Genomic DNA, 21,009 nt, shown 5'->3' with positions numbered 1-21,009 from the left:
GTCGCCCATCGCCGAGTGCTGAGGAGAGAGCGTTGCGGGTTCGAAGCGTGGTCACCACTGTCGGCGCGCTCGCAGCTGTCGCGGGCCTCGCGACTCCGCCGACCGCGTCGGCGGACCCGGAGTGGGGCCTGAACGGCACCTACTCCGCCACGTCGAACGGCGAATGGGCCAAGAAGAACGAGGTCTTCCGCGACGAGGCCACCGTCCGCGCCACCTGGACGATCGACACCGTCTGCAGCTACCCCACCGAATGCACCGGCACTGTCCGCAGTGACCAGGGCTGGGAGGCACCGATCTACAAGAAGGGCGGCATCTGGTACGTCAAGCACACCGTGCCGCGCTGGGCGCCCTGCCCGGACGGCACCGCCGCGGACGGACTCCAGGTGTTCCGGTTCGTGCCGACGGTGCCCGACGGCAGCATGACCGACTCGGCCTCGACCATGCTGGTCGGCGAAGACCAGACGACCGGACCCAGCGGCGCCTGCGGCGTCAGCAGGCCGCTGTTCATCACGATGCCGTTCAAACTCGTCAAACTGGGCTGACTCAGGCCCCGGTCGGCAGCATGTCCTGCCACGTCTTGTCCTCACCGGCAACGGCGTTCGTGGCGAGCGCCGGCTGCGTGAACACCTTGCCGTCGGGTGTGGCGTACTTGCCGGTCTGCGGATCGTACGTGGCGATCGCCACCGAGGGTCCGCCCATCTCACCCGCACCGAACGCGCTCGGCGCGACGCCAGGGCCGGCGGGCGGCGCGGGGCCAGGAGGCGGCGGCGGGGTGCCGCCCACTGGACCGTAGAGCTGCTCGTCGGAATCCACGCGATCGTCCGGCGGGATCCCCTGCGCGACAAGGGATGGATCGAACGGATACGGGCCGAGCACGTGCTGGCGCATCGCCAGCGGCTCGTAAGGCTTGTCGCTCGCGCACTGCTCGACGGTGGCCGCCCGCTTGCCCGGTTGGGCCATGCACGGATAGTTGCGGGCACCGCGCACCCCGATCGGAGAGTCCTGCGGCAGTTTGCAGTACAGGCCGTCCGGGGTGTCGATGTCGCTCTCGTCGTCGGGCGAACGCCACGACGAGGGCGGCAGGAAGCCCACGGTGCACGCCGGCGGATCGTTGAGGTTGAGCGTGAAGTCGCCCAACGACATCCCGGTCGGGTTGTTCCGCGAGACACCCACGGTCTGGGTCGCGGCGACGTACGGCGGAAGCAGCACGAGGAGCTGTTCGATCGACGCGTGATAGGTGACGGCCACCTGACCGATGGTGGTGAGGTTGGCGAGCAGCACCGGCAGTGTGGGTTTGACGGCGTTGAAGAGCCTGGACGCCTCGTCGGCGGCACCCGGCCCGGCGCCGAGCAGTGTCCGCACCTGCGGATCGTTGTCCGCGAGCTGACCGGTGACACCGGCCATGCTCCGGGCCCAGGTGCGCAGTTGGTCGGCCGTCTGTGCCTGACCCTCGAGCAATGGTCCGCTGTCGTCGATGAGCGAACGCATCTCGCCGGTCACGCCCTTCGCATCGCCGATCACGGTCGACGACGAGTCGAGCATGGATCCGAGATCGTATCCGGAACCGTTGAGCGCCTTCGCCGACTCGTCGAGCAGGTCGCTGATCCTGTCCTTGGGCACGCTGTCGATCAGCGCGCTGACCTGATCGAGCATCGGCCCCACCGCTTGCGGGATCGACGTGTCGCCGACGGGGATCACGGACCCGTCGCGCAGATACGGCCCCGATTCGGTGCGCGGCTGCAGATCGACGTACTGCTCACCGACCGCCGACACGCTGCGCACTGCGGCGTGCAGGTCGGCGGGGATGTCGGTCCCGGTGGACAGGGAGAGGATGGCCACCGCGCCCTCCCGGGTGGCGTGGACGTCGGTGACTTTGCCGACTTCGACCCCACGATAGGTGACGTTCGAGAACCGGTACAGCCCACCGGTTCCCGGCAGTTCGACCGTCACGGTCATCCGGCCGATCCCGAGCAGGGTCGGGGCCTGGAGATATCCGAAGACCATCACCGCCATCGCCACCACGGCGGTGACGGTGAAGATCACCAACTGGGTGCGCACGAAACGTGTGAGCATCAGTTACCCCCTGCGCTCGCCGGATCGGTTCCCGCGGACGAGGGGTCCACGGTGTCGATCCCGTCGGCCGTCTCGGTCAACTCCGGCACCGGCGCCACCTCGGCCGGCGGCGTCACCGGGGCGTTGAGGGGATCGAGGGTGTAGTTGAGGTACCAGGGGTCCCCGGGCGCGGGCACCATCGGGGTGCCCTCCTCCCCCCAGCGGGTGCCGAGGAACAGCCCGCGCTTGAGCCGCGGGATCGTGAAGTCGAAGATGATGAACTGATTCATGTAGTCGCCGCGGATGGCCCGGTCGATGAAGCCCTGGGTGTAGGGGAACGTCGGGGCGTACGCCAGCGCAGTGCCGAGGTTAGGGCCGACATCGGCGAGCGCCTTGAGCGTCGGCTCCAGATTCCTGAGGTTGCGCACGAGATCGGCCTGGGTGTCCTCGACCAGCCCGGTGGCCGTATCGCTGAAGATCCGGAGCTTGTCCAACGCGGCCGTCAGCCTCGGCCGTTCCGCGATCAGCACGTCGAGTGCGGGTGGGATGCGTTGCAGCGCCGAGGTGATGACCTCTCGCTGTCCGGCCAGGGTGCCCGCGAGCCGGTTCAGCGCGGCGATCGAGGCGTTGATGTCGCCGCGCTGCCGGTCGAGCATGCCGACGAAGTCGTTGAGCCGCACCAGCAGATCGCGTAATCGGTCCTCACGGCCGTTGAGGGCGGCGTTGAACTCCCGGATGATGTCGCCGACCTGGCCGAGCCCGCCGCCGTTGACGACGACCGACAGCGACGACAAGGTCTGCTCCGTCGACGGATAGGTCGAGGACCTGTCGAGCCCGAGGGTCGCCCCCGGTTGCAGGCGACCGGTCGGTGAGGCACCCACCGGCGGATCGAGTGCCAGGTGCATGGACCCGAGCAGGCTGGTCTGCCCGACGGTCGCGACCGCGTTGGCCGGGATCACGACATCGGGTTGCACCGTGACCTCCACGTCGGCGTGCCAACCGCGAAGGGTCATCCGCCCCACGGTGCCGACCACCACATCGCTGACCATCACCGGCGAATTCGATTCCAGTGAACCGACGTTGGCGAGCTGGACACGGTAGGTCGACGCGCCGGAACCGGTGCCCACCGTGCCCGGCAGCGGGATCGAGTTCAGGCCGTCGAAGGTGCATCCGGAGGCGACCACCGTCACGCACGCGAGGACCGCTGCCATGCGACGGGTCGAACGGCGGCCGGTCACGCGGGTGGCCCTTCCTGCGGCGTCTCGGCGGGCAGCAGCATGTCGGGCAGCGTGGCCGGGGCGGGGGGTTCCGGCCCCGCAGGCGGGGCCGGCGGCGGGCCCCACCCGGCCGGGGGTGGGACGTCCCCGGCGCCGGTGTAGGCCGACACCGCGGGCGGTGTCTCGGGCGGGGTCGGCGCACCCCCGGCCCCGCCGGGCGCCAGCGCCGGATCCGAATAGACCAGGTTCTCCGGGCTCGGCGACTTCTTGAGGTACGCGTTGATGGGCAGCGGAAGGTAGTTGAAATTCAGCAGGCGCAGCGCCGGCCCCAGGTATTCCGCGCAGATCCTCGACGTCTCGGGCGCCGTCGCGTTGCGGACCGCCCCGATCGCCGAACAGATGAGCTGCACCGGGTTGGCGAAGTTGCCCATCGCGAATCCGCCCAGCATCGTGCCGGTGTCCGGGTGATAGATGTTGTAGCCGTTGCCGATTGCGTTCGGTGCGACGTGCAGGACGTTCTCGAGGGCGACGCGGTTGTCCGCGACGTTCTGTGTCACGGCGGCCAGACGCTGGATCTGCTCGGCGGTCTGGTCGCGGCTGCCCTCGATGAACCGCCGCACTTCCCCGACGGCCTCGGCCAGGTTGGTCAGCGCGGAGTTCATCTCCGCCCGGCTGCCGTCGACCACGCTGCTCACGGTGGCGAGACGGTCCTGGAACTGGACGATCTGCACGTTGCTGTCCCGCAGCGCGGTCACGAAGACCTGCAGGTTCTTGATGACGTCGACGATGTTCCCGCTGCCGTCGGCGAGGATGCGCCCCACCCCGGAGAGCTGGGCGATGGTCTCCCGCAGCTTCTCCCCGTTGCCGTCCATCGCCTTGGCCGCGCTGTCGATGAACCGGCTCACCGAGGTGTCCGACACTCCGCCGGCCGGGCCGAGCTCACCTGCCAACCGAGCCAACTGCTCCTTGACCTCGTCCCACTCGACCGGTATCGCGGTGCGCTCCACGCCGATGACGGCGTCGTCGGACAGCACCGGACCGCTCGACTCGTACGCCGGGGTGAGTTGCACGTAGCGCGCGGCGACGAGGTTCGGCGCGACGATGATCGCCTTGGCGTCGGCCGGGATCGGCACGTCACGGTCGACCGCGAGCGTGAACCGCGCCTGCTCGCCCACCGGTTCGATGGATTCGATCCTGCCGACCCGGACACCGACGACACGTACCTCGTCGCCTGGGTAGATCGACGTCGCGGAGGCGAAGTAGGCGGTGATGGTCCGCGGCGCGAAGAACGCCTGCCGCACGACGACGGCGACACCGGCGACGAGCAACGCCACCAAGGCGACGGTGAGGACCTTGGCGAATCCGGTGCGGCCGATCATCGCGAACCACCCGGAATACCGTTGTAGGGGAGGGGGAACTCGGCGCGCGGGCCGGCGTTGTCGGGGGGTTGACCGGCGTTGACGCCGCGGCGGTAGCCGAGCGCGTAGTCGAGGAACGGCTGCAGCGCCCCACCGGGGATCAGGTTGCCGATGAACGCGTTGTAGTAGAAGCCGTTGTTGACGGCCTCGCCCTGGGTCACCTGGTACTTGGCCAGTCCGTTGAGGGCCTTGGCGATGTTGTCCCGGTTGCGCTCCAGCATCTCCGACACGGAGTTGAGTTTCTCCAGCGTCGGCGCCAGCTCCTGTTCGTTGTCCCGCACCAGACCTGTCAGCTGCTGTGACATCGCGGAGGTGTTGGCGAGCAGGTTCACGATCGCGTAGCGGCGCTGTTCGAGCACCGCCAGCAGGTCGTTGGCGGACAGCAGCAGCGTGTTCACCTGCTGGCTGCGTTCGGACAGGATCCCGGTGACGTCGGCGGCGCCTGCCAGCAGGTCACCCAGCGTCTCGTCGCGGTCGTTGAGGGACCGGGACAGCTGGGTCAGCCCTTCAAAGGTCGGGCCCAGCTGGGGCGCGAGCCGGTCGATCGTCTCCGACAGGGTGTCCAGCGACTGGTTCAGCGTCGCGGTGTCGGTTTCGGCGGTGTTGGCGGTGAACTCGCTGACGGCTTCGGTCAGCGAGTAGGGCGACGACGTCCGCGACAGCGGGATCGTCTCCAGCGATCCGAGCGGTCGTGACCCTCGTGGTTCCACCGTCAGCATCCGCTCGCCCAGCAGTGTGCCGGTGCGGATGTGGGCGGTCGAATCCGACCCGAGCCGCACCGTCCCGTCGAGCGAGAAGGTCACCAGCGCCTTGCCGCGCTCGAGCGCCACATCGGACACCGTTCCGACGGTGACACCCGAGACCTTGACGTCGTTGCCTGCGGCCAGGCCGCCGGCCTCGGCGAAGATCGCCCGGTACTTCACCGAGGTCGCCATCGACCACAGCTGCTGTGGCTGGAGACCGACCACGATGACCAGCACGATGAGCACCAGACCGATGAGACCGGTTCGGATGAGCGATGATCCACGATATTTCAGCATCAGGGCTCGGCGCACCTTCCGGTGTCTTGCTTGATCCAGGGGAAATACGCGGTGCGTCCCTGCAGATCGGTGACCCGTACGGACAGGCCGCAGAGATACTGGTTGAGCCAGCTGCCGTAGGCGCCGAGGCGCACCAGTTTGCGATAGTTGCCCGGGGCCTTCTGCAGCGAGATGTCGAGCAGCTCCTTGTCCTTCTCGAGCAGCGGCGCGACCCGGTTGAGCTGGTCGATCGATCCGGCCAGCGGCGGCCGGGCCTCGGTCATGAGGTCGGCCAGCGACGCGGTGCCGTTGTCGAGGGATTCGATGGCGGCACCGATCGGATCGCGGTCCTGGGCGAGCCCGGTGACGAGTTCCTCGAGACGGGCGACGGCGCCGGAGAACTGGTCGCCGTCCCGCGACATCGTCGCGACCACGGTGTTGAGGTTGTCGATCATCTGACGGACCGTCTCGCCGTTGGCGGCGATGGCGTTGGTGAACGACGAGGTCTTGGCGAACAGGGACTCGACGTCGTTGCTGTTGCCCTGCAGGATCTGGATGAGCGAGTGGGTCAGCGCGTTGACGTCTTCGGGATCGAGCCCCCTGATGACCGGTTTGAGGCCGCCGAGCAGGAGGTCCAGATCGAGTGCGGGTTCGGTGCGGTCCTGGGGGATCCGCGAACCGGCGGGTTGAATCTTCGTCGATCCGGGTCCGTCGACGAGTTCCAGGTAACGGTCGCCGACGAGGTTGAGGTAGCGGACGGCCACCTTCGTCCCGGTGGTCAGCACGACGTCGCTGCCTGCGTCGAAGTCCACCACCACCGTGTTGTCCGGTTGCAGCGACACCCCGTTGACCGTGCCGACCCGGATTCCCGCGATCCGCACGGAGTCACCGGGTTTCACACTCGACGCGTCGGCGAACACCGCGGAGTACGTGTGCGCCGACCCGGCGCGGTACTGCCCGAAGATCGCGAACAGCGCTGCGGTGAACAGCACCATCACCGCGGCGAACACACTGAATTTGGCCAGCGTGGGGCCCAGCCGCCTCATCCCGGCTGGCCGATCTGCGACGTGTTGCGGGGCGGTCCGTCGAGGGGTCCGAACAGCATCTGCTTGAGCCCTTCGGAGTTCAGCAGGATGCCCTGGTTGCCGTATTGCGCTGGGTTGGCATCGATGTCGGAGACGACGTAGGGCGCGCGGGTCTCGTATCCCACGTCGGGCAGACCCACACACTGCGGACCGCCGCGCGCCGCCACCTTCGGCAGATTCTGCGGGTACCGATAGCGCTCGGTGCCCAGAACGAACGAATCCAGCAGCAGCACACCGGGAACCGGAGGTGGCGGGGCCATGGCCAGCGGAAGCATGCCTGCGAGGCCGCAGTTGAGTGCGGTGTGATACTGGTTGGTCAGATCCGTCGTGGGCACCAGCAGGCGCATGACGTCGGTGAGCGCCCCCCGGTTCGTCGCCACGACGTCGTTGCCGACGTCGGCGAGTCCGATGGCGCTGACCAACAGGGCGTCGAGGTCGTTGCGCTTCTCCACCAGCGTGTCGCTGATCCGGGAGACGTTGTCCGCGGTGGTGAGCAGGTCGGCGGCGGCGTCGGCGTAGGCGTCGAGAACCTGCGGCGCGACGGCGATGTCGCGGCTGAGGTTGTCCATGCTGGGATCGAGGTCGGCGAGCAGGGTGTCCAGGTCGGCCAGTGTCCGACCGAACTTCTCACCGCGTCCGGCGAGCCCCTGCGACAGCGCGCCCAGCGTCTCGTTGAGTCTGGCCGGTTCGACCTTCGCCAGCACGGCCACGAGTTGTTCGAAGACCGTGTTGATCTCGACGGTGACGTGTCCGGCGTCGAGGACCTGGCCGGCGCGCAACGGCTCGGGTGAGGGGTCGGCCGGGGGCACCAACTCCACTGCCTTGGAGCCGAATACCGTGGTCGAGCCGATGTCGACCAGGACGTTGGACGGAATGATCCCGAGCTGGGACGGGTCCATCGCGAGCCGGATGGCCGCCCGGCCGTCGGGCAACGCCTCGATGGCGGCCACCCTGCCGACCTGGGCGCCGTGGAGTTTGACCTTGGCGTCGGGACTCATCACCAGGCCGACGCGGTCGGAGACGACCGTGACCGTCGCGCTTCTGGTGAACGTCCCGTTGAACAGCCCCACCGCCAGCGCCACGATCGCGGCGATGGCCACCACGGTGAGCGTGCCCGCCACGTTCCGTGCGGAAATCGACTTCATCGCCATCCCACGCCTATCCGGACAGGTTGAAGTTGCCGTTGGAGCCGTACACGGACAGCGAGATCAGCAGCGTGACCGCCACGACGACGACCAGCGAGGTGCGGACCGCGTTGCCGACGGCCACCCCGACGCCGGCCGGTCCGCCGGTGGCGAAATAGCCGAAGTAGGTGTGGATGAACAACACCGTGAGCGCCATCAGGATCGCCTGCAGGAACGACCACAGCAGGTCGACGGGGTTGAGGAAGGTGTTGAAGTAGTGGTCGTAGAGCCCGCCGGACTGGCCGAACAGCATCACGGTGGTGAACTGCGATGCCAGGAACGACAGGATCACCGCGACCGAGTAGAGCGGCGTGATCGCGATCATCCCCGCGATGATGCGGGTGCTCACCAGGTACTCGATGGGGCGGATGCCCATGGTCTCGAGCGCGTCGATCTCCTCGTTGATGCGCATGGCCCCGAGTTGGGCGGTGACACCGGCGCCGAAGGTGGCGGCCAGGCCGATTCCGGCGACGACGGGTGCGGAGATGCGCACGTTGATGAACGCGGCGAGGAATCCGGTGAGCGCCTCGATGCCGATGTCGCCCAGCGAGCTGTATCCCTGCACCGCCAGTGTGCCGCCCGCCGCGAGCGTGAGGAACCCGACGATGACGACGGTACCGCCGATCATCGCCAATGTTCCTGCCCCCATGCTGATCTCGGCGATCAGCCGGATGACCTCCTTGCGGTAGTGCACGGCGGCATGTGGTGTCCCTGCCAGGGCGCGGCCGTAGAACAGGACGTGGTCGCCGAGGCGGCCGACCGAACTGGCCGGCTTCGTGAACTGCCGCACGGCGCGGGGATAGGCCGCTCCCAGCGTGCTGAGTGCACCCATCGGCTAGCCCGTCGTCATCCGGATACCGATCGCGGTCACGACCACGTTGATCACGAACAGCGCCATGAAGGCGTACACCACCGTCTCGTTGACCGCGTTGCCCACGGCCTTGGCGCCGCCGCCGTTGATCGTCAACCCTCGGTAACACGCGACCAGACCGGCGATCAGCCCGAACAGCGCGGCCTTCACACAGGAGATGACCATCTCGCCGATACCGGTCAACAGGGTGATGCCCGCGGCGAAGGCGCCGGGGTTGACGCCCTGCACGAACACCGAGAAGACGTAGCCGCCGATGATGCCGATGATGACGACCAGGCTGTTGAGCAGCAGCGCCACCAGGCCCGAAGCCAGCATGCGCGGGGTCACCAGGCGCGCAACGGGATTGATGCCCAGCACCTCCATCGCCTCGATCTCCTCGCGGATGGTGCGCGAACCGAGGTCGGCGCACATCGCGGTCGCGCCTGCGCCGGCCACGATCAGCACCGTGACGAGCGGACCCACCTGGGTGACCGCGCCGAATGCGGCACCTGCGCCGGACAGGTCGGCGGCACCGAGTTCACGAAGGAGGATGTTCAGCGTGAAGCTGACCAGCACCGTGAACGGGATCGCGACCAGCAGGGTCGGCGCGAGCGACACCCGCGCGACGAACCACGACTGCTCGAGGAATTCCCTGGCCTGGAACGGCCTCCTGAACGCGAACTTCACCGCATCGACGGTCATCCCGAACAGACCGCCGACCGCCTCCAGCGGACGGTCCAGATCTGCCCGGTTCACCAACGTCACTCCTAGTCCCCGCCACCCCCGGTGGCTCGAAGGGAAACAGTGACACCGCAGTGAGCGGGGGCACATCTCCCGTCCCGCCCATCGGGATAGGTTGTGCACCATGCCGAGCCGTATCCGGGAGATCCTGGTCGAGTCGACAGATCCCTCGCCGCTGGTGACGTTCTGGTCGGAGCTGTTGCAGCTGCCCTCGGTCGGCGACGGCGCGGTCCACCTCGACGACGGCGTGCGGTTGCGGTTCGCGGAGGTCGACGAGCCGAAGCGGGTCAAGAACCGGCTGCACCTCGATCTCGCCTCGACATCCGCCGACCACCAGGCCGAACTGGTGCGTCAGGCTCGATCGCTCGGCGCTGCGCCTCTCGACATCGGCCAGGGCGACGTGCCGTGGGTGGTGCTCTCCGATCCCGGCGGCAACGAGTTCTGCGTGCTCGAACCCCGCGAGGAGTACCAGGGGGTCGGTCCGATCGCGGCGGTGGTGTTCGACGCCCTCGACCCGTCTGCGCTGGCCCGGTTCTGGTCCGGACCGACCGGACTGCCCGTCACCCGGGAACACCCGGTGTACGCGTCGTTGCGTCAGGACTCGCGGTTCTGGGTGGAGTTCGTTCGGGTCGACGAGCCCAAGACCCTGCGCAACCGCCTGCACCTGGTGGTCGACGGCGCCGACCTGCCGGACCGCGATCCGGAGGGCAACGAGATCCTCCACACGTGAACGGCCCGTCGCATTAACTTTACTAATCCATCTTCAGAATCTTTAGCTGTACTGAACGCACACTCTGCCTACCGTCGAAGGCGTGACCTCCCCCGTCGTCTTCGGTTTCCTGTCGTCGCTCACGCTGATCGCGGCGATCGGCGCGCAGAACGCGTTCGTGCTGCGCCAGGGCGTCCGCGGTGAGCACGTCGGCGCCGTCGTCGCGGTGTGCACGGTGTCCGACATCCTGCTGATCGGTGCCGGGATCGCGGGCTTCGGCGCCCTCGTCACCGCCCACCCCGGCGTGCTGGACCTCGCGCGGCTCGGCGGGGCCGCGTTCCTGATCGGCTACGGTCTGCTCGCGGCGCGACGCGCCGTGCGGCCGTCGGCGCTCATGCCCTCCGAGGACGGCCCGGCCCGCCTCGTCGGTGTCCTCGTCACCTGCGCCGCACTCACGTGGCTCAACCCGCACGTCTATCTCGACACGGTCGTGCTGCTCGGCGCCCTGGCCAACGAGCACCGCGACGACCGCTGGCTCTTCGGTATCGGTGCCGTCACGGCGAGCGCCGTCTGGTTCACCGGCCTCGGCTTCGGCGCGCGCCGCCTCGGCGGCCTGTTCTCGACACCGTCGACGTGGCGAGTCCTCGACGCCCTGATCGCAATGATCATGATCGCTCTCGGCGTCACCATCGCTCTCGGATGAGTTCCGTGATTCCGCGATGACGGATTCCCGGAAATCTGTCCTCCAGCGAATTCTGAGCGTAGCCTGGGCGCAGGCCTGGGGCTCTCCCGAGCGGTCGTTCTCCCTAGCGCCGCGAGGGGGAGTTCCAGGCCATTCGTGGCTCATTGGCCATATCAGCTCCGTCACGCCCGTCACAGCAGGCACATGCGACGCGTCCGTCGCAGGAATACCCGCAAATAATGACGTGGTTGGATATTCCAACACCTATTACGGTCTCGTTTGCTGCGGCCCGATCACGTTTGCGAAACCCGCGGATGGGTGACTATGTCTTATGCGCACCCCGAAAACCGTGTTCATCACCGGCGCCGCCGCCGGCATCGGCCGCAAGACCGCGATCGCCTTCGCCCGTAAGGGCTACACCGTCGGAGCGTTCGACATCGACGAGGTCGGACTCAAGACGCTCACCGAAGAACTGGACCGGGTGCAGACCACCGTCCTCACCGGTCACCTCGACGTCACCGACAGCGACGAGATGAGCCGACGCATCGAGGAGTTCACCCAGGCCACCGGTGGCCGCCTCGACGTCCTGATCAACAACGCCGGGATCCTGCGGGCCGGCCGATTCGAGGAACTCGACCTCACCGGGCACCTCAAGGAGATCGACATCAACGCCAAGGGGGTGGTCAACGGTCTGTACGCCGCGTTCCCCCACCTGCGCAACACCCCCGGGGCGGTCGTCGTCAACCTCGCCTCGGCCAGCGCGATCTACGGTCAGGCCGAACTCGCCAACTACAGCGCCACCAAGTTCTTCGTCCGCGGTATCACCGAGGCCCTCGACCTGGAGTGGAGCCGGTATGGCATCCGGGTGATCGCGATGTGGCCGCTGTACGTCCAGACGGCGATGACCGACGACATCAAGACCGGCACCACCGACTCCCTGGGCATCCGACTGACCGCCCAGGACATCGCCGATGCCATCGTCGCCGCCGTCGAACCCCCGGCGCTGCGCCGCGCGCTGCACCAGGTGCACTTCCCCGTCGGTGCGCAGTCCAAGGTGCTCGCCACCGGCGCCCGCTTCTCGCCGGCCTGGCTGACCAGGCTGGTCAACAAGAAGCTCGCCCACTCCTGACTTTGGCCTCACGCTGAGCGCAACCGGTGCCCGCACCTGCGGGCGCCGGTACGTTGCGCACCCATGAACGAGGATTGGCTGGCCGTGATCGTCGGCCTCACCCTGCTCGCGCTCGTGCTCGTCGGCGCCATCCCGGGCAGCGTGATCCCGTGACCGAGCAGACCACCGAAGAGCGCCGCTCGAGCGGGATCGGGTACGCCGTCGCCGGGGTGGCGGTCGTGCTGGCGCTCGGCGCGGCCACCCGCTTCCTCGAATCCCAGGTGCCCCGGTGGGCCGATGGCACGTCCTTCGAGGGCGTCGCGAAATCCATCGAATTCCCGGTCTACGCCATCGCTTTGGGCCTGTTGGGCAACGTGGTGCTGAGCCGCCTCGCGTTGCGTGACGCCCTGGCGGGCGGCTTTCGCACCGAGTTCTTCATCAAGACCGGGCTGGTGCTGCTCGGCGCGTCGATCAACCTCAAGGTCCTCGTCACCGCGGCCGGACCGGCGATCGTGCAGGCGCTGCTGCTGATCTCCATCGTCTTCGGGTTCACCTGGTGGCTCGGCGGCCGCCTCGGACTCGAGGACAAACTGCGCGCGCTGCTCGCCTCGGCGGTGTCCATCTGCGGGGTGAGTGCGGCCATCGCCGCGGCAGGGGCGGTTCAGGCCAAGCGTGAGCAGCTGGCCTACGCCGCGTCGTTGGTCATCGCCTTCGCGCTGCCCTCGATCTTCCTGCTGCCCTGGCTGGCCCGGGTGTTCGGCCTGCCCGATGCCGTGGCCGGCGCGTGGATCGGCGGCAACATCGACACCACCGCCGCCGTCGCCGCCTCCGGGGCGCTCGCCGGTGAGGACGCCCTGCAGATCGCCACCATCGTCAAGACCACGCAGAACGCGCTGATCGGCATCGTCGCGATCGCGCTGACCGCGTACTTCGCCCTCAAGGTGGAACGCCGCAGCGCTGAGTCGGCCAGGCCGACCGTCGGGCAGTTCTGGGCTCGGTTCCCCAAATTCGTGCTGGGCTTCATCGCCGCGTCGATCATCGGCACCCTGTACCTGCAGTGGGGCGGCGACAAGGCCACCATCACCACGGTCAACGACCTGCGGACGTGGTTCCTGATTTTCGCGTTCGTCGCGATCGGACTGGAGTTCTCCCTGCGCGGCCTGCGCGAGGCGGGTTGGCGCCCGGTCGCGGTGTTCGCTTCGGCCACCGTCGTCAACATCGTGGTGGCACTCGGTCTCGCGCTCGTGTTGTTCAGCGGCTTCGAGGTGGGTTAGCGGTTACGCTCGCCGCGTGTCATCTGCCTGGTCGCGGCGCACATTCCTGGCCATGACCGCCACGCTCGCCGGTTCGACCGCGCTCGCCGGCTGCGGCGGCGACGAGACGGGCACCGTCGCCAAGGACGGCTCCGTCACCGTCGCCCACGCATTCGGCGAGACCCGCATCCCCGGGCCGCCGACCCGGGTCGTCAGCGCCGGGCTCACCGAACAGGACGACCTGCTGGCCGTCGGGGTCGTCCCGATCGCCGTCACCGATTGGTTCGGCGGCGAGCCGTACGGCGTATGGCCCTGGGCGCGAAGCCAACTCGGGCCCGCGCAGCCGACTGTGCTCAGCCTCGGCGACGGTATCCAGATCGAGGCGATTCGCGCGCTGAACCCCGACCTGATCGTCGCCACCAACGCCGGTCTGGACGCCGACACCTACACGACGCTGTCGGAGATCGCGCCGACCGTGGCGCAGAGCGGGTCCGCCGCGTTCTTCGGGCCGTGGAAGGACCAGGCGACGATCATCGGCCAGGCGGTGTTCAAGGCCGACGAGATGGCGGCGCTCATCGCCCGCGTCGACGAGAGGTTCACCACCGCGGCATCGGCCAATCCGCAGTTCGCCGGCAAGAAGGCCCTGCTGGTGCGCGGCCCGCTCCACCGCGACAGCGTCCAGGCCGTGCCGCCCGGTTGGCGCACCGACTTCCTCACCCAGATGGGGTTCACCGTCGCCGACCCGGGCGGCCCGCTGATCCCACGCGACCGGATGGCCGCGGTGCTCGACGCCGCCGACGTCCTCATCTGGACGACCGAGAACGAACAGGAACAGGGCGCGCTGCTCGCCGACCCGGCCATCGCGGGACTGAAGGCCGTCGCGGGTGGGCGCACCATCTTCACCGACAAGGAACTCGCCGGAGCGATCGCTTTCGCCTCACCGCTGTCCTATCCGCTGGTCGCCGACCGGCTGCCGCCGCTGCTGGCGCAGATCCTGGCCTGACACAATGTGCCGATGACCGTCGCGCCGACAGCTCACCGCGGTTCCGCGACCATCGGTTCGGCCTACTACCCCACGCTGGTCGCCGTGTTCACCGGCCTGGTGCTGATCTCCAACGTCGCGGCCACCAAGGGGGTGGCGTTCGGGCCGCTGCTCACCGACGGCGGCTTCCTGGTCTTCCCCCTCACCTACGTGATCGGTGACGTGCTCAGCGAGGTCTACGGTTTCCGCGCCGCGCGGCGGGCGGTGTTCATCGGGTTCGCCATGCAGGCGCTCGCCGTCCTCGTGCTGTGGACGACCGTGCACCTGCCCGGCGCGCCGGACTACGCGAACCAGGAGGCGCTCGCCACCACCGTCGCGGCGATCACCGGGCTCGCCGTCGCGGGGCTGTCCGGCTTCCTGGTCGGTCAGCTGGTCAACGCCTGGGTGGTCGTCCGGATCAAACAGCGCACCAAGGAACAGCACCTGTGGGCGCGGTTGCTCGGGTCGACCGTGGTGGGTCAGTTCGCCGACACCCTCGTCTTCTGCGCGATCGCCGCACCGATCATCGGCTTCGGCAACATGGGCTCGTTCGCCGTCTACGCGGCACTCGGCTGGGTCTACAAGACCGTGATCGAGGCGGCGATGCTGCCGGTGACCTACCGGGTGATCGCCACCATCAAGCGTCGCGAACCCACGTACGAACCCGCGGTCTGAGCGCTTCCTAAAACACCTCTGGGAAACCTTCTCAGTCAGCGGACGCCGACGTTACCCAGCGGTAGCTTTGGGTATGACCGCAGCACCGGATGTGATGGACTCGATGGTTCTGGCCAGAGTGCTCGACTACGGCGACCGGGCACTGCTCCTCGAGTTCGGCAGCACCGCCGAAGTATTGGTGTGGACCGACGCCGTCCGCGAGGCCGGACTGCCCGGCGTCATCGATATCGTGCCCGCCTCCCGCACCGTCCTGGTCAAAGTCGACGGCCCGCGATACCAGGCGCCTACCCGGCAACGGCTGGCCGCCCTGCGCGTCGATCGCGGCGCGGTGGCGGAGTCCGCGAACCCACCGGACCGCGCCGACGCCGTGATCGATGTCGTCTACGACGGCGCCGACCTCGACGACGTCGCCCGCCTGACCGGGCTGACGGCCGAACAGGTGGTGGCCGCCCACACCGGCACGTGGTGGCGGGTCGGATTCGGGGGTTTCGCACCGGGATTCGCCTACCTCGTCGGCGGTGACGAACGGCTGCACGTCCCGCGCCGTGCCGAACCGCGTACGAAGGTGCCCGCCGGTTCGGTCGGGCTCGCCGGCGAGTACAGCGGGGTGTATCCGCGCGAATCGCCCGGCGGGTGGCAGTTGATCGGACACACCGACGCCACGCTGTGGGACGTCGACCGCGAGAACCCCGCGCTACTCACCCCGGGCATGTGGGTCGAGTTCCGCAGCGTCTGATGAGCACGGTCGGATGAGGAGGCGACGATGACGACTCTGGAGGTTCTCAAGACGGGCCCGCTCGCGCTGGTCGAAGACCTAGGCCGGCCGGGGCTCGCGCACATGGGCGTCACCCGCTCGGGCGCGGCCGACCGCCGCGCCCACGCGCTGGCCAACCGGCTGGTCGCCAACCCCGGTGACCGGGCGACGGTCGAGGTGATGTTCGGTGGCTTCACCGCCCGCGTCCGGGGCGGTGACGTCGCGGTCGCCGTGACCGGCGCGGACGCGGACCCAGCTGTCAACGGAAAGCCGTTCGGCACCAACAGCATCCACTACGCCCACGACGGCGACGTGATCTCGCTGGGGGTTCCGTACTCCGGCCTGCGCAGCTACCTGGCGGTGCGGGGCGGGTTCGACGTGGCGCCGGTGCTCGGGTCACGCAGCTACGACGTGATGTCGGCGATCGGACCGCAACCGCTCAAACCCGGTGACGTGCTGCCCGTCGGCCACCACACCGAGGACTTCCCCGAACTCGACCAGGCGCCCGTGGCGGCGCTCGACGACGACGTCCTCGAGCTCATGGTGGTGCCCGGTCCGCGCGACGACTGGTTCGTCGACCCGGACATCCTGGTGCGCACCAACTGGCAGGTCACCACCCGCAGCGACCGGGTCGGTACGCGGTTGGTCGGCATGCCGCTGGACTACCGGTGGTCCGACCGGCAGCTGCCCAGCGAAGGCGCCACGCGCGGGGCGATCCAGGTGCCGCCCAACGGATTGCCGGTCATCCTCGGTCCGGACCATCCGGTCACCGGCGGATATCCGGTGATCGGTGTCGTGGTCGACGACGACATCGACAGGGCCTCGCAGGCCCGCCCGGGCCAGACCGTGCGGCTGCACTGGTCACGGCCGCGGAAACCCTTCGCGTAGGGAGTTGTTGCAGAATGGCGAGGTGAATCGCCTGTTCCGCCGCGGAGAGTCCTCGCTCTCGTCTCCGTCGACGGCCGTGCCGGACTGGTTCACGACGGCGTTGAGCCAGCAGCCACACCATCACACGATCGAGGTCGAAGGCTGCCCCATCCGGGTGCGCTCGTGGGGAGAGCCGGGAAAACCGCCGCTGGTCCTCGTCCACGGTGGCGGCGCCCACTCCGGGTGGTGGGATCACATCGCGCCGTTCTTCACCCGCACCCACACGGTGGTCGCGCCCGACCTGAGCGGCCACGGCGACAGCGGCACCCGGGCGAGCTACGCGGTGTCCGTCTGGGCACGGGAGGTGCTCGCCGCGGCGCAGGTCTCGGGATCGTCGGCGCGGCCGACCATCGTCGGCCACAGCATGGGCGGCGCTGGGTGACCGCCGCCGCGGCCACCCGGTACGGCACGCAGATCGACAGCATGCTGGTCGTCGACTCGCCCCTGCGCGAACGCGCTCCCGAGGAGAACCGGCTGCGCAGCCGCAGGCGGGACAGTCCGGGCTACCGCACGGAGAAGGAGATCCTCGCGCGCTTCAAAGCGGTTCCGGCACAGGACGTGACGCTGCCCTACATCGCCGACCACATCGCCAGGCAGTCCGTCCGTCACACCGACACCGGGTGGGTGTGGAAGTTCGACCCCGAGATCTTCGGGGGCGAGCTGCTCGAGCAGACCCCGGCCGAACGGGAGATCGTCGAGGACACCTTCACCCGAGTCCCCTGCCGGGTGGGATATCTGCGGTGCGAGAACGGCCTCGTGCCCCCGCCGATGGCCGAACGGATCCGCGACATCCTGCAGCTGCGCGGACCCTTCGTCGAACTGGCGGAGGCAGGGCATCATCCGATGCTGGACCAACCGCTGCCGCTGACGGCGACCATACGGACGCTGCTCGAGTTCTGGTCGATCACGTGACCGGGCCGTTGTGGCGGCGGCGGCGCGCTGGTACAACCGAGGTGTGCTGCCGCAGCTGGTCCACGAGGGTCGCGCTCACGGGGTGATCCACACCGCGCGGCTGGTGCACACCGCGGATCTCGACAACGAGACCCGCGAAGGCGCTCGCCGGATGGTCACCGACGCCTTCGGCGGTGACTTCACCGACGACGACTGGGAGCACGCGCTCGGCGGGATGCACGCGCTGATCTGCAGTCACGGGGCGCTGATCGCCCACGCCGCGGTGGTGCAGCGCCGGCTGCTCCACGGCGACGCCGCACTGCGCTGCGGATACATCGAGGCCGTGGCCGTGCGCGAGGACTGGCGCAGGCAGGGTCTCGGCAGCGCCGTGATGGACGCCTGCGAACAGGTGGTGCGCGGCGCCTATCAACTCGGCGCGCTCGCGACGTCGACCATGGCCCAGCCGATGTACCGCGCCAGGGGATGGACGCCGTGGCGGGGGCCGACGTCGGTCCTGTCCCCGCACGGGCGCGTGCACACCCCCGACGACGACGGGTCGGTGTTCGTCTACCCGGTCCGCGCGGCCCTCGGGGGCACGGAGCTCGACCCCACCGCCGAACTGACCTGCGACTGGCGCCACGGCGACGTCTGGTGATCTCACACCGCTGCGCCGACCGAGGTGAGCGGAATTTCACGGCGGGGTCATCGCCTGCAGCGTCGGGGTAACGAAACCTTCCTACCGTTGCCGCCATGTCGCACCGCATCACCGACTGGGATCCCGAGGACACGGCCGCCTGGGAGGCCGGAAACAAGTACATCGCCCGCCGCAACCTCATCTGGTCGGTGGCCGCCGAGCACATCGGCTTCTCCGTCTGGTCCATCTGGTCGGTCATGGTGCTGTTCATGCCCGAGGCCGTCTACGGGTTCTCCGCGGGCGACAAGTTCCTGCTCGGCGCCACCGCCACCCTCGTCGGGGCCTGCCTGCGGATCCCCTACACGCTGGCCACGGCCCGGTTCGGCGGACGCAACTGGACGGTGTTCTCGGCGTTCGTGCTGCTGATCCCGACAGTGGGCACCATGGTGTTGCTCGCCAATCCCGGTCTCCCACTGTGGCCCTACCTGGTATGCGCGGCGTTGGCCGGCTTCGGTGGCGGCAACTTCGCCTCGTCGATGACGAACATCAACGCCTTCTATCCGCAGCGCCTCAAGGGCTGGGCGCTGGGCCTCAACGCGGGTGGCGGCAACATCGGGGTGCCGATGATCCAGCTGGTCGGCCTGCTCGTCATCGCCACCGCGGGCAACCGGCAGCCGTACTGGGTGTGCGCGGTCTACCTGGTGGCCCTGGCCGTCGCCGGTATCGGCGCGGCGCTGTACATGGACAACCTCGAACAGCACAAGATCGACTTCACCGCGATGAAAGACATTCTGCGCGTGCGGGATACCTGGGTGATCTCGCTGCTCTACATCGGCACGTTCGGTTCGTTCATCGGGTTCGCATTCGCATTCGGCCAGGTGCTGCAGATCAACTTCGCCGCCGGCGGGCAGAGCCCCGCGGAGGCGTCGCTGCACGCCGCGCAGATCGCGTTCGTCGGACCGCTGCTCGGTTCTCTGTCACGGGTCTACGGCGGGAAGCTGGCCGACCGGATCGGCGGCGGCCGCGTCACCCTGGCGGTGTTCGCGGGCATGATCCTGGCGGCCGGGGTCCTGGTCACCGTCAGCACCCTCGACGACGGCAGCCCGGGCGCGGCCACCGCCGCCACGATGATCGGTTACGTCGTCGGCTTCATCGCCCTGTTCCTGCTCTCGGGGATCGGCAACGGCTCGGTGTACAAGATGATCCCGTCGATCTTCGAGGCGCGCAGTCGCTCCCTGGACGCCCCCGAGGAGCAGCGGGCCGCCTGGTCGCGCGCCATGAGCGGGGCGCTGATCGGGTTCGCCGGCGCCGTCGGCGCCCTCGGCGGGGTGGGCATCAACCTCGCGCTGCGGCAGTCCTACCTGTCGAGCGGTTCGGCCACCGCCGCGTTCTGGATCTTCGCGGTGTTCTACGTGGTGGCCTCCGCGGTCACCTGGGTCATGTACGTGCGCCGCCCGAGCGGCGACGCCGCGGTCGACCGCGCAACGCGGCCCGACCTCGCGCACACGTGACCACCGGATCCGTGGACAGGACGACAATGGCGTCGTCCTGTCCACACCGACCGCCGCTATGGCAATGGCCCGGCAACGGGCCGGAAACAGATGCGAAACACGACCTGCATACACAGAACACATGAGTGAGCCTGACTGGGCACCGCTCACCGGATTCCGGGTGGCGGTGACCTCCGCCCGCCGCGCCGACGAGCTCAGCGCACTGCTGCGCCGGCGCGGCGCCACCGTCACCAGCGCGGCCGCGATCGAGATGGTGCCACTGCCCGACGACGACGAACTACGCGCCAACACCCAGGCGCTGATCGACACCCCGCCCGACATCGTCGTCGCGACGACCGGGATCGGGCTGCGCGGGTGGATCGCCGCCGCCGACGGCTGGGGCGTCGCCGCCGACCTGACCACGGCGCTCGAACGGGCCCGCATCGTGTCCCGCGGGCCGAAGGCGACCGGCGCGCTCCGGGCCGCCGGGTTGCCCGAGGAGTGGTCACCGGATTCGGAGTCGTCGCGTGAGGTGCTGCGGTACCTGCTCGACGGCGGCATCGCCGGGCAGCGCATCGCGGTCCAGTTGCACGGCGCGACCGACGACTGGGATCCGTTCCCGGAATTCCTCGACGAGCTGCGCGCAGCGGGCGCCGATGTGGTGCCGATCCGGGTGTACCGCTGGCGGCCTGCGCCCCGCAACGGCGAGTTCGACCAGCTGGTCGCCGGCATCGCGGAGGAGAAGTTCGACGCGGTCAGCTTCACCTCCGCACCCGCGGTGGCGTCGGTGCTCATGCGGGCCACCGAGATGGGTGTCACCGACCGGGTCCTGACGGCGCTGCGCACCAACGTCCACGCGATGTGCGTCGGACCGGTCACCGCCCGACCGCTGGTCCGGCTCGGGGTCCCGACGTCGGCGCCCGAGCGCATGCGGTTGGGGGCGTTGGCCCGCCACATCACCGACGAACTGCCGCTGCTGCAGGCCCGTACCGTGCGCGTCGCGGGGCATCTGCTCGAGATCCGCGGGACCTGCGTGCTGGTGGACGGGGTCGTCAAATCGCTGTCCCCGGCCGGGATGGCGACGATCCGTGCGCTCGCCCACCGGCCGGGCGCGGTGGTGTCGCGCACCGACCTGCTCGGCGCCCTGCCCGGCAGCGGCACCGACACCCACGCCGTGGAAACCGCAGTCCTGCGGCTACGAACAGCACTGGGCGACAAGCAGATCGTGTCGACCGTCGTCAAACGCGGTTACCGGCTCACCGTCGACGACGACCTCGCGGAGGCATTGTGAGAAGCCCG

At 68.9% G+C, this 21,009-nt stretch carries 20 protein-coding genes and 1 pseudogene; 13 read left to right on the top strand and 8 right to left on the bottom strand.

Going from position 1 to position 21,009, the window contains the following annotated elements; all coding sequences use genetic code 11:
• Window positions 1–47: 47 nt before the first annotated feature.
• Window positions 48–542 carry an Rv2253/PknI dimerization domain-containing protein gene (locus AU196_RS19850; protein WP_059096775.1) on the top strand — a complete coding sequence of 165 codons (495 nt, stop codon included), beginning with the start codon at window positions 48–50 and terminating at the stop codon, window positions 540–542.
• Between the two features lies 1 nt (window position 543).
• Here AU196_RS19850 and AU196_RS19845 read toward each other — a convergent pair whose 3' ends face one another.
• From AU196_RS19845 to AU196_RS19810, 8 genes are read right to left on the bottom strand one after another with little or no spacing between them, the layout of a single operon-like run.
• Window positions 544–2,073 carry an MCE family protein gene (locus AU196_RS19845; RefSeq protein ID WP_059096774.1) on the bottom strand — a complete coding sequence of 510 codons (1,530 nt, stop codon included), beginning with the start codon at window positions 2,071–2,073 and terminating at the stop codon, window positions 544–546.
• A complete protein-coding gene (locus tag AU196_RS19840) occupies window positions 2,073–3,290 on the bottom strand; it encodes an MCE family protein (RefSeq protein ID WP_059096773.1) in 1,218 nt (405 codons plus the stop codon). Before AU196_RS19840 ends, AU196_RS19845 begins: the two co-directional genes overlap by 1 nt.
• On the bottom strand, window positions 3,287–4,648 hold the full coding sequence (locus AU196_RS19835; protein ID WP_059096772.1) for an MCE family protein: 1,362 nt from the start codon (window positions 4,646–4,648) through the stop codon (window positions 3,287–3,289). The genes AU196_RS19840 and AU196_RS19835 overlap by 4 nt, the downstream gene beginning before the upstream one ends.
• A complete protein-coding gene (locus tag AU196_RS19830) occupies window positions 4,645–5,727 on the bottom strand; it encodes an MCE family protein (protein WP_059096912.1) in 1,083 nt (360 codons plus the stop codon). Before AU196_RS19830 ends, AU196_RS19835 begins: the two co-directional genes overlap by 4 nt.
• A complete protein-coding gene (locus AU196_RS19825; protein ID WP_059096771.1) occupies window positions 5,727–6,752 on the bottom strand; it encodes an MCE family protein in 1,026 nt (341 codons plus the stop codon). The genes AU196_RS19830 and AU196_RS19825 overlap by 1 nt, the downstream gene beginning before the upstream one ends.
• The gene (locus AU196_RS19820) at window positions 6,749–7,936 is read right to left on the bottom strand and encodes an MCE family protein (RefSeq protein ID WP_059096911.1); all 1,188 of its coding nucleotides are present in this window, start codon (window positions 7,934–7,936) and stop codon (window positions 6,749–6,751) included. The genes AU196_RS19825 and AU196_RS19820 overlap by 4 nt, the downstream gene beginning before the upstream one ends.
• A gap of 13 nt (window positions 7,937–7,949) precedes the next feature.
• On the bottom strand, window positions 7,950–8,807 hold the full coding sequence (locus AU196_RS19815; protein WP_059096770.1) for an MlaE family ABC transporter permease: 858 nt from the start codon (window positions 8,805–8,807) through the stop codon (window positions 7,950–7,952).
• Window positions 8,808–8,810: 3 nt separating this feature from the next.
• The gene (locus tag AU196_RS19810; protein ID WP_231737658.1) at window positions 8,811–9,527 is read right to left on the bottom strand and encodes an MlaE family ABC transporter permease; all 717 of its coding nucleotides are present in this window, start codon (window positions 9,525–9,527) and stop codon (window positions 8,811–8,813) included.
• Between the two features lie 163 nt (window positions 9,528–9,690).
• Here AU196_RS19810 and AU196_RS19805 point away from each other — a divergent pair, with 163 nt between their 5' ends.
• The 12 genes and pseudogenes from AU196_RS19805 to AU196_RS19750 all read left to right on the top strand — a co-directional run bounded on the left by AU196_RS19805 (window position 9,691) and on the right by AU196_RS19750 (window position 21,001).
• Window positions 9,691–10,296, top strand: coding sequence for a VOC family protein (locus tag AU196_RS19805; RefSeq protein ID WP_059096769.1), 606 nt, complete (start codon window positions 9,691–9,693; stop codon window positions 10,294–10,296).
• 82 nt (window positions 10,297–10,378) lie between these two features.
• Complete coding sequence (locus AU196_RS19800) at window positions 10,379–10,978, top strand: LysE/ArgO family amino acid transporter (protein WP_059096768.1); 600 nt, start codon at window positions 10,379–10,381, stop codon at window positions 10,976–10,978.
• A 310-nt stretch (window positions 10,979–11,288) separates the two neighbouring features.
• On the top strand, window positions 11,289–12,086 hold the full coding sequence (locus AU196_RS19795; RefSeq protein WP_059096767.1) for an SDR family oxidoreductase: 798 nt from the start codon (window positions 11,289–11,291) through the stop codon (window positions 12,084–12,086).
• A 149-nt stretch (window positions 12,087–12,235) separates the two neighbouring features.
• Window positions 12,236–13,339: a YeiH family protein gene (locus AU196_RS19790; protein ID WP_059096766.1), complete on the top strand. Its 1,104-nt coding sequence runs from the start codon at window positions 12,236–12,238 to the stop codon at window positions 13,337–13,339.
• A gap of 16 nt (window positions 13,340–13,355) precedes the next feature.
• Window positions 13,356–14,321: an ABC transporter substrate-binding protein gene (locus AU196_RS19785; protein ID WP_059096765.1), complete on the top strand. Its 966-nt coding sequence runs from the start codon at window positions 13,356–13,358 to the stop codon at window positions 14,319–14,321.
• A 12-nt stretch (window positions 14,322–14,333) separates the two neighbouring features.
• Window positions 14,334–15,014, top strand: a complete 681-nt coding sequence (locus AU196_RS19780; RefSeq protein WP_059096764.1) for a queuosine precursor transporter — start codon at window positions 14,334–14,336, stop codon at window positions 15,012–15,014.
• Between the two features lie 73 nt (window positions 15,015–15,087).
• The gene (locus tag AU196_RS19775; RefSeq protein ID WP_059096763.1) at window positions 15,088–15,750 is read left to right on the top strand and encodes a 5-oxoprolinase subunit B family protein; all 663 of its coding nucleotides are present in this window, start codon (window positions 15,088–15,090) and stop codon (window positions 15,748–15,750) included.
• 27 nt (window positions 15,751–15,777) lie between these two features.
• Window positions 15,778–16,656 (top strand): 5-oxoprolinase/urea amidolyase family protein, encoded by an 879-nt coding sequence (locus AU196_RS19770; RefSeq protein ID WP_059096762.1) that lies wholly within the window; start codon window positions 15,778–15,780, stop codon window positions 16,654–16,656.
• 7 nt (window positions 16,657–16,663) lie between these two features.
• A pseudogene (locus AU196_RS19765) lies at window positions 16,664–17,607 on the top strand (alpha/beta fold hydrolase).
• A 43-nt stretch (window positions 17,608–17,650) separates the two neighbouring features.
• Entirely contained in the window at window positions 17,651–18,241 is a 591-nt protein-coding gene (locus AU196_RS19760; RefSeq protein WP_059096909.1) for a GNAT family N-acetyltransferase, read from the top strand.
• A gap of 95 nt (window positions 18,242–18,336) precedes the next feature.
• Window positions 18,337–19,731, top strand: coding sequence for a nitrate/nitrite transporter (locus AU196_RS19755; protein WP_059096761.1), 1,395 nt, complete (start codon window positions 18,337–18,339; stop codon window positions 19,729–19,731).
• Window positions 19,732–19,852: 121 nt separating this feature from the next.
• Entirely contained in the window at window positions 19,853–21,001 is a 1,149-nt protein-coding gene (locus AU196_RS19750) for a uroporphyrinogen-III synthase (protein WP_059096760.1), read from the top strand.
• The last annotated feature ends 8 nt before the right edge of the window (window positions 21,002–21,009 follow it).

The organism is Mycobacterium sp. IS-1742 (assembly GCF_001500125.1).
Classification (GTDB): Bacteria; Actinomycetota; Actinomycetes; order Mycobacteriales; family Mycobacteriaceae; genus Mycobacterium.
Note: the sequence above shows the minus strand (reverse complement) of the source record. Positions and strands in the feature narration are given on the sequence as shown.

Bases quoted from the DNA above. Each gene is read 5' to 3' on its own strand.
- AU196_RS19845 (WP_059096774.1), bottom strand. From the start codon at position 2,073: ATGCTCACACGTTTCGTGCGCACCCAGTTGGTGATCTTCACCGTCACC.
- AU196_RS19835 (WP_059096772.1), bottom strand. From the start codon at position 4,648: ATGATCGGCCGCACCGGATTCGCCAAGGTCCTCACCGTCGCCTTGGTG.
- AU196_RS19830 (WP_059096912.1), bottom strand. From the start codon at position 5,727: ATGCTGAAATATCGTGGATCATCGCTCATCCGAACCGGTCTCATCGGT.
- AU196_RS19825 (WP_059096771.1), bottom strand. From the start codon at position 6,752: ATGAGGCGGCTGGGCCCCACGCTGGCCAAATTCAGTGTGTTCGCCGCG.
- AU196_RS19820 (WP_059096911.1), bottom strand. From the start codon at position 7,936: ATGAAGTCGATTTCCGCACGGAACGTGGCGGGCACGCTCACCGTGGTG.
- AU196_RS19815 (WP_059096770.1), bottom strand. From the start codon at position 8,807: ATGGGTGCACTCAGCACGCTGGGAGCGGCCTATCCCCGCGCCGTGCGG.
- AU196_RS19810 (WP_231737658.1), bottom strand. From the start codon at position 9,527: ATGACCGTCGATGCGGTGAAGTTCGCGTTCAGGAGGCCGTTCCAGGCC.
- AU196_RS19805 (WP_059096769.1), top strand. From the start codon at position 9,691: ATGCCGAGCCGTATCCGGGAGATCCTGGTCGAGTCGACAGATCCCTCG.
- AU196_RS19795 (WP_059096767.1), top strand. From the start codon at position 11,289: ATGCGCACCCCGAAAACCGTGTTCATCACCGGCGCCGCCGCCGGCATC.
- AU196_RS19780 (WP_059096764.1), top strand. From the start codon at position 14,334: ATGACCGTCGCGCCGACAGCTCACCGCGGTTCCGCGACCATCGGTTCG.
- AU196_RS19775 (WP_059096763.1), top strand. From the start codon at position 15,088: ATGACCGCAGCACCGGATGTGATGGACTCGATGGTTCTGGCCAGAGTG.
- AU196_RS19770 (WP_059096762.1), top strand. From the start codon at position 15,778: ATGACGACTCTGGAGGTTCTCAAGACGGGCCCGCTCGCGCTGGTCGAA.
- AU196_RS19755 (WP_059096761.1), top strand. From the start codon at position 18,337: ATGTCGCACCGCATCACCGACTGGGATCCCGAGGACACGGCCGCCTGG.
- AU196_RS19750 (WP_059096760.1), top strand. From the start codon at position 19,853: ATGAGTGAGCCTGACTGGGCACCGCTCACCGGATTCCGGGTGGCGGTG.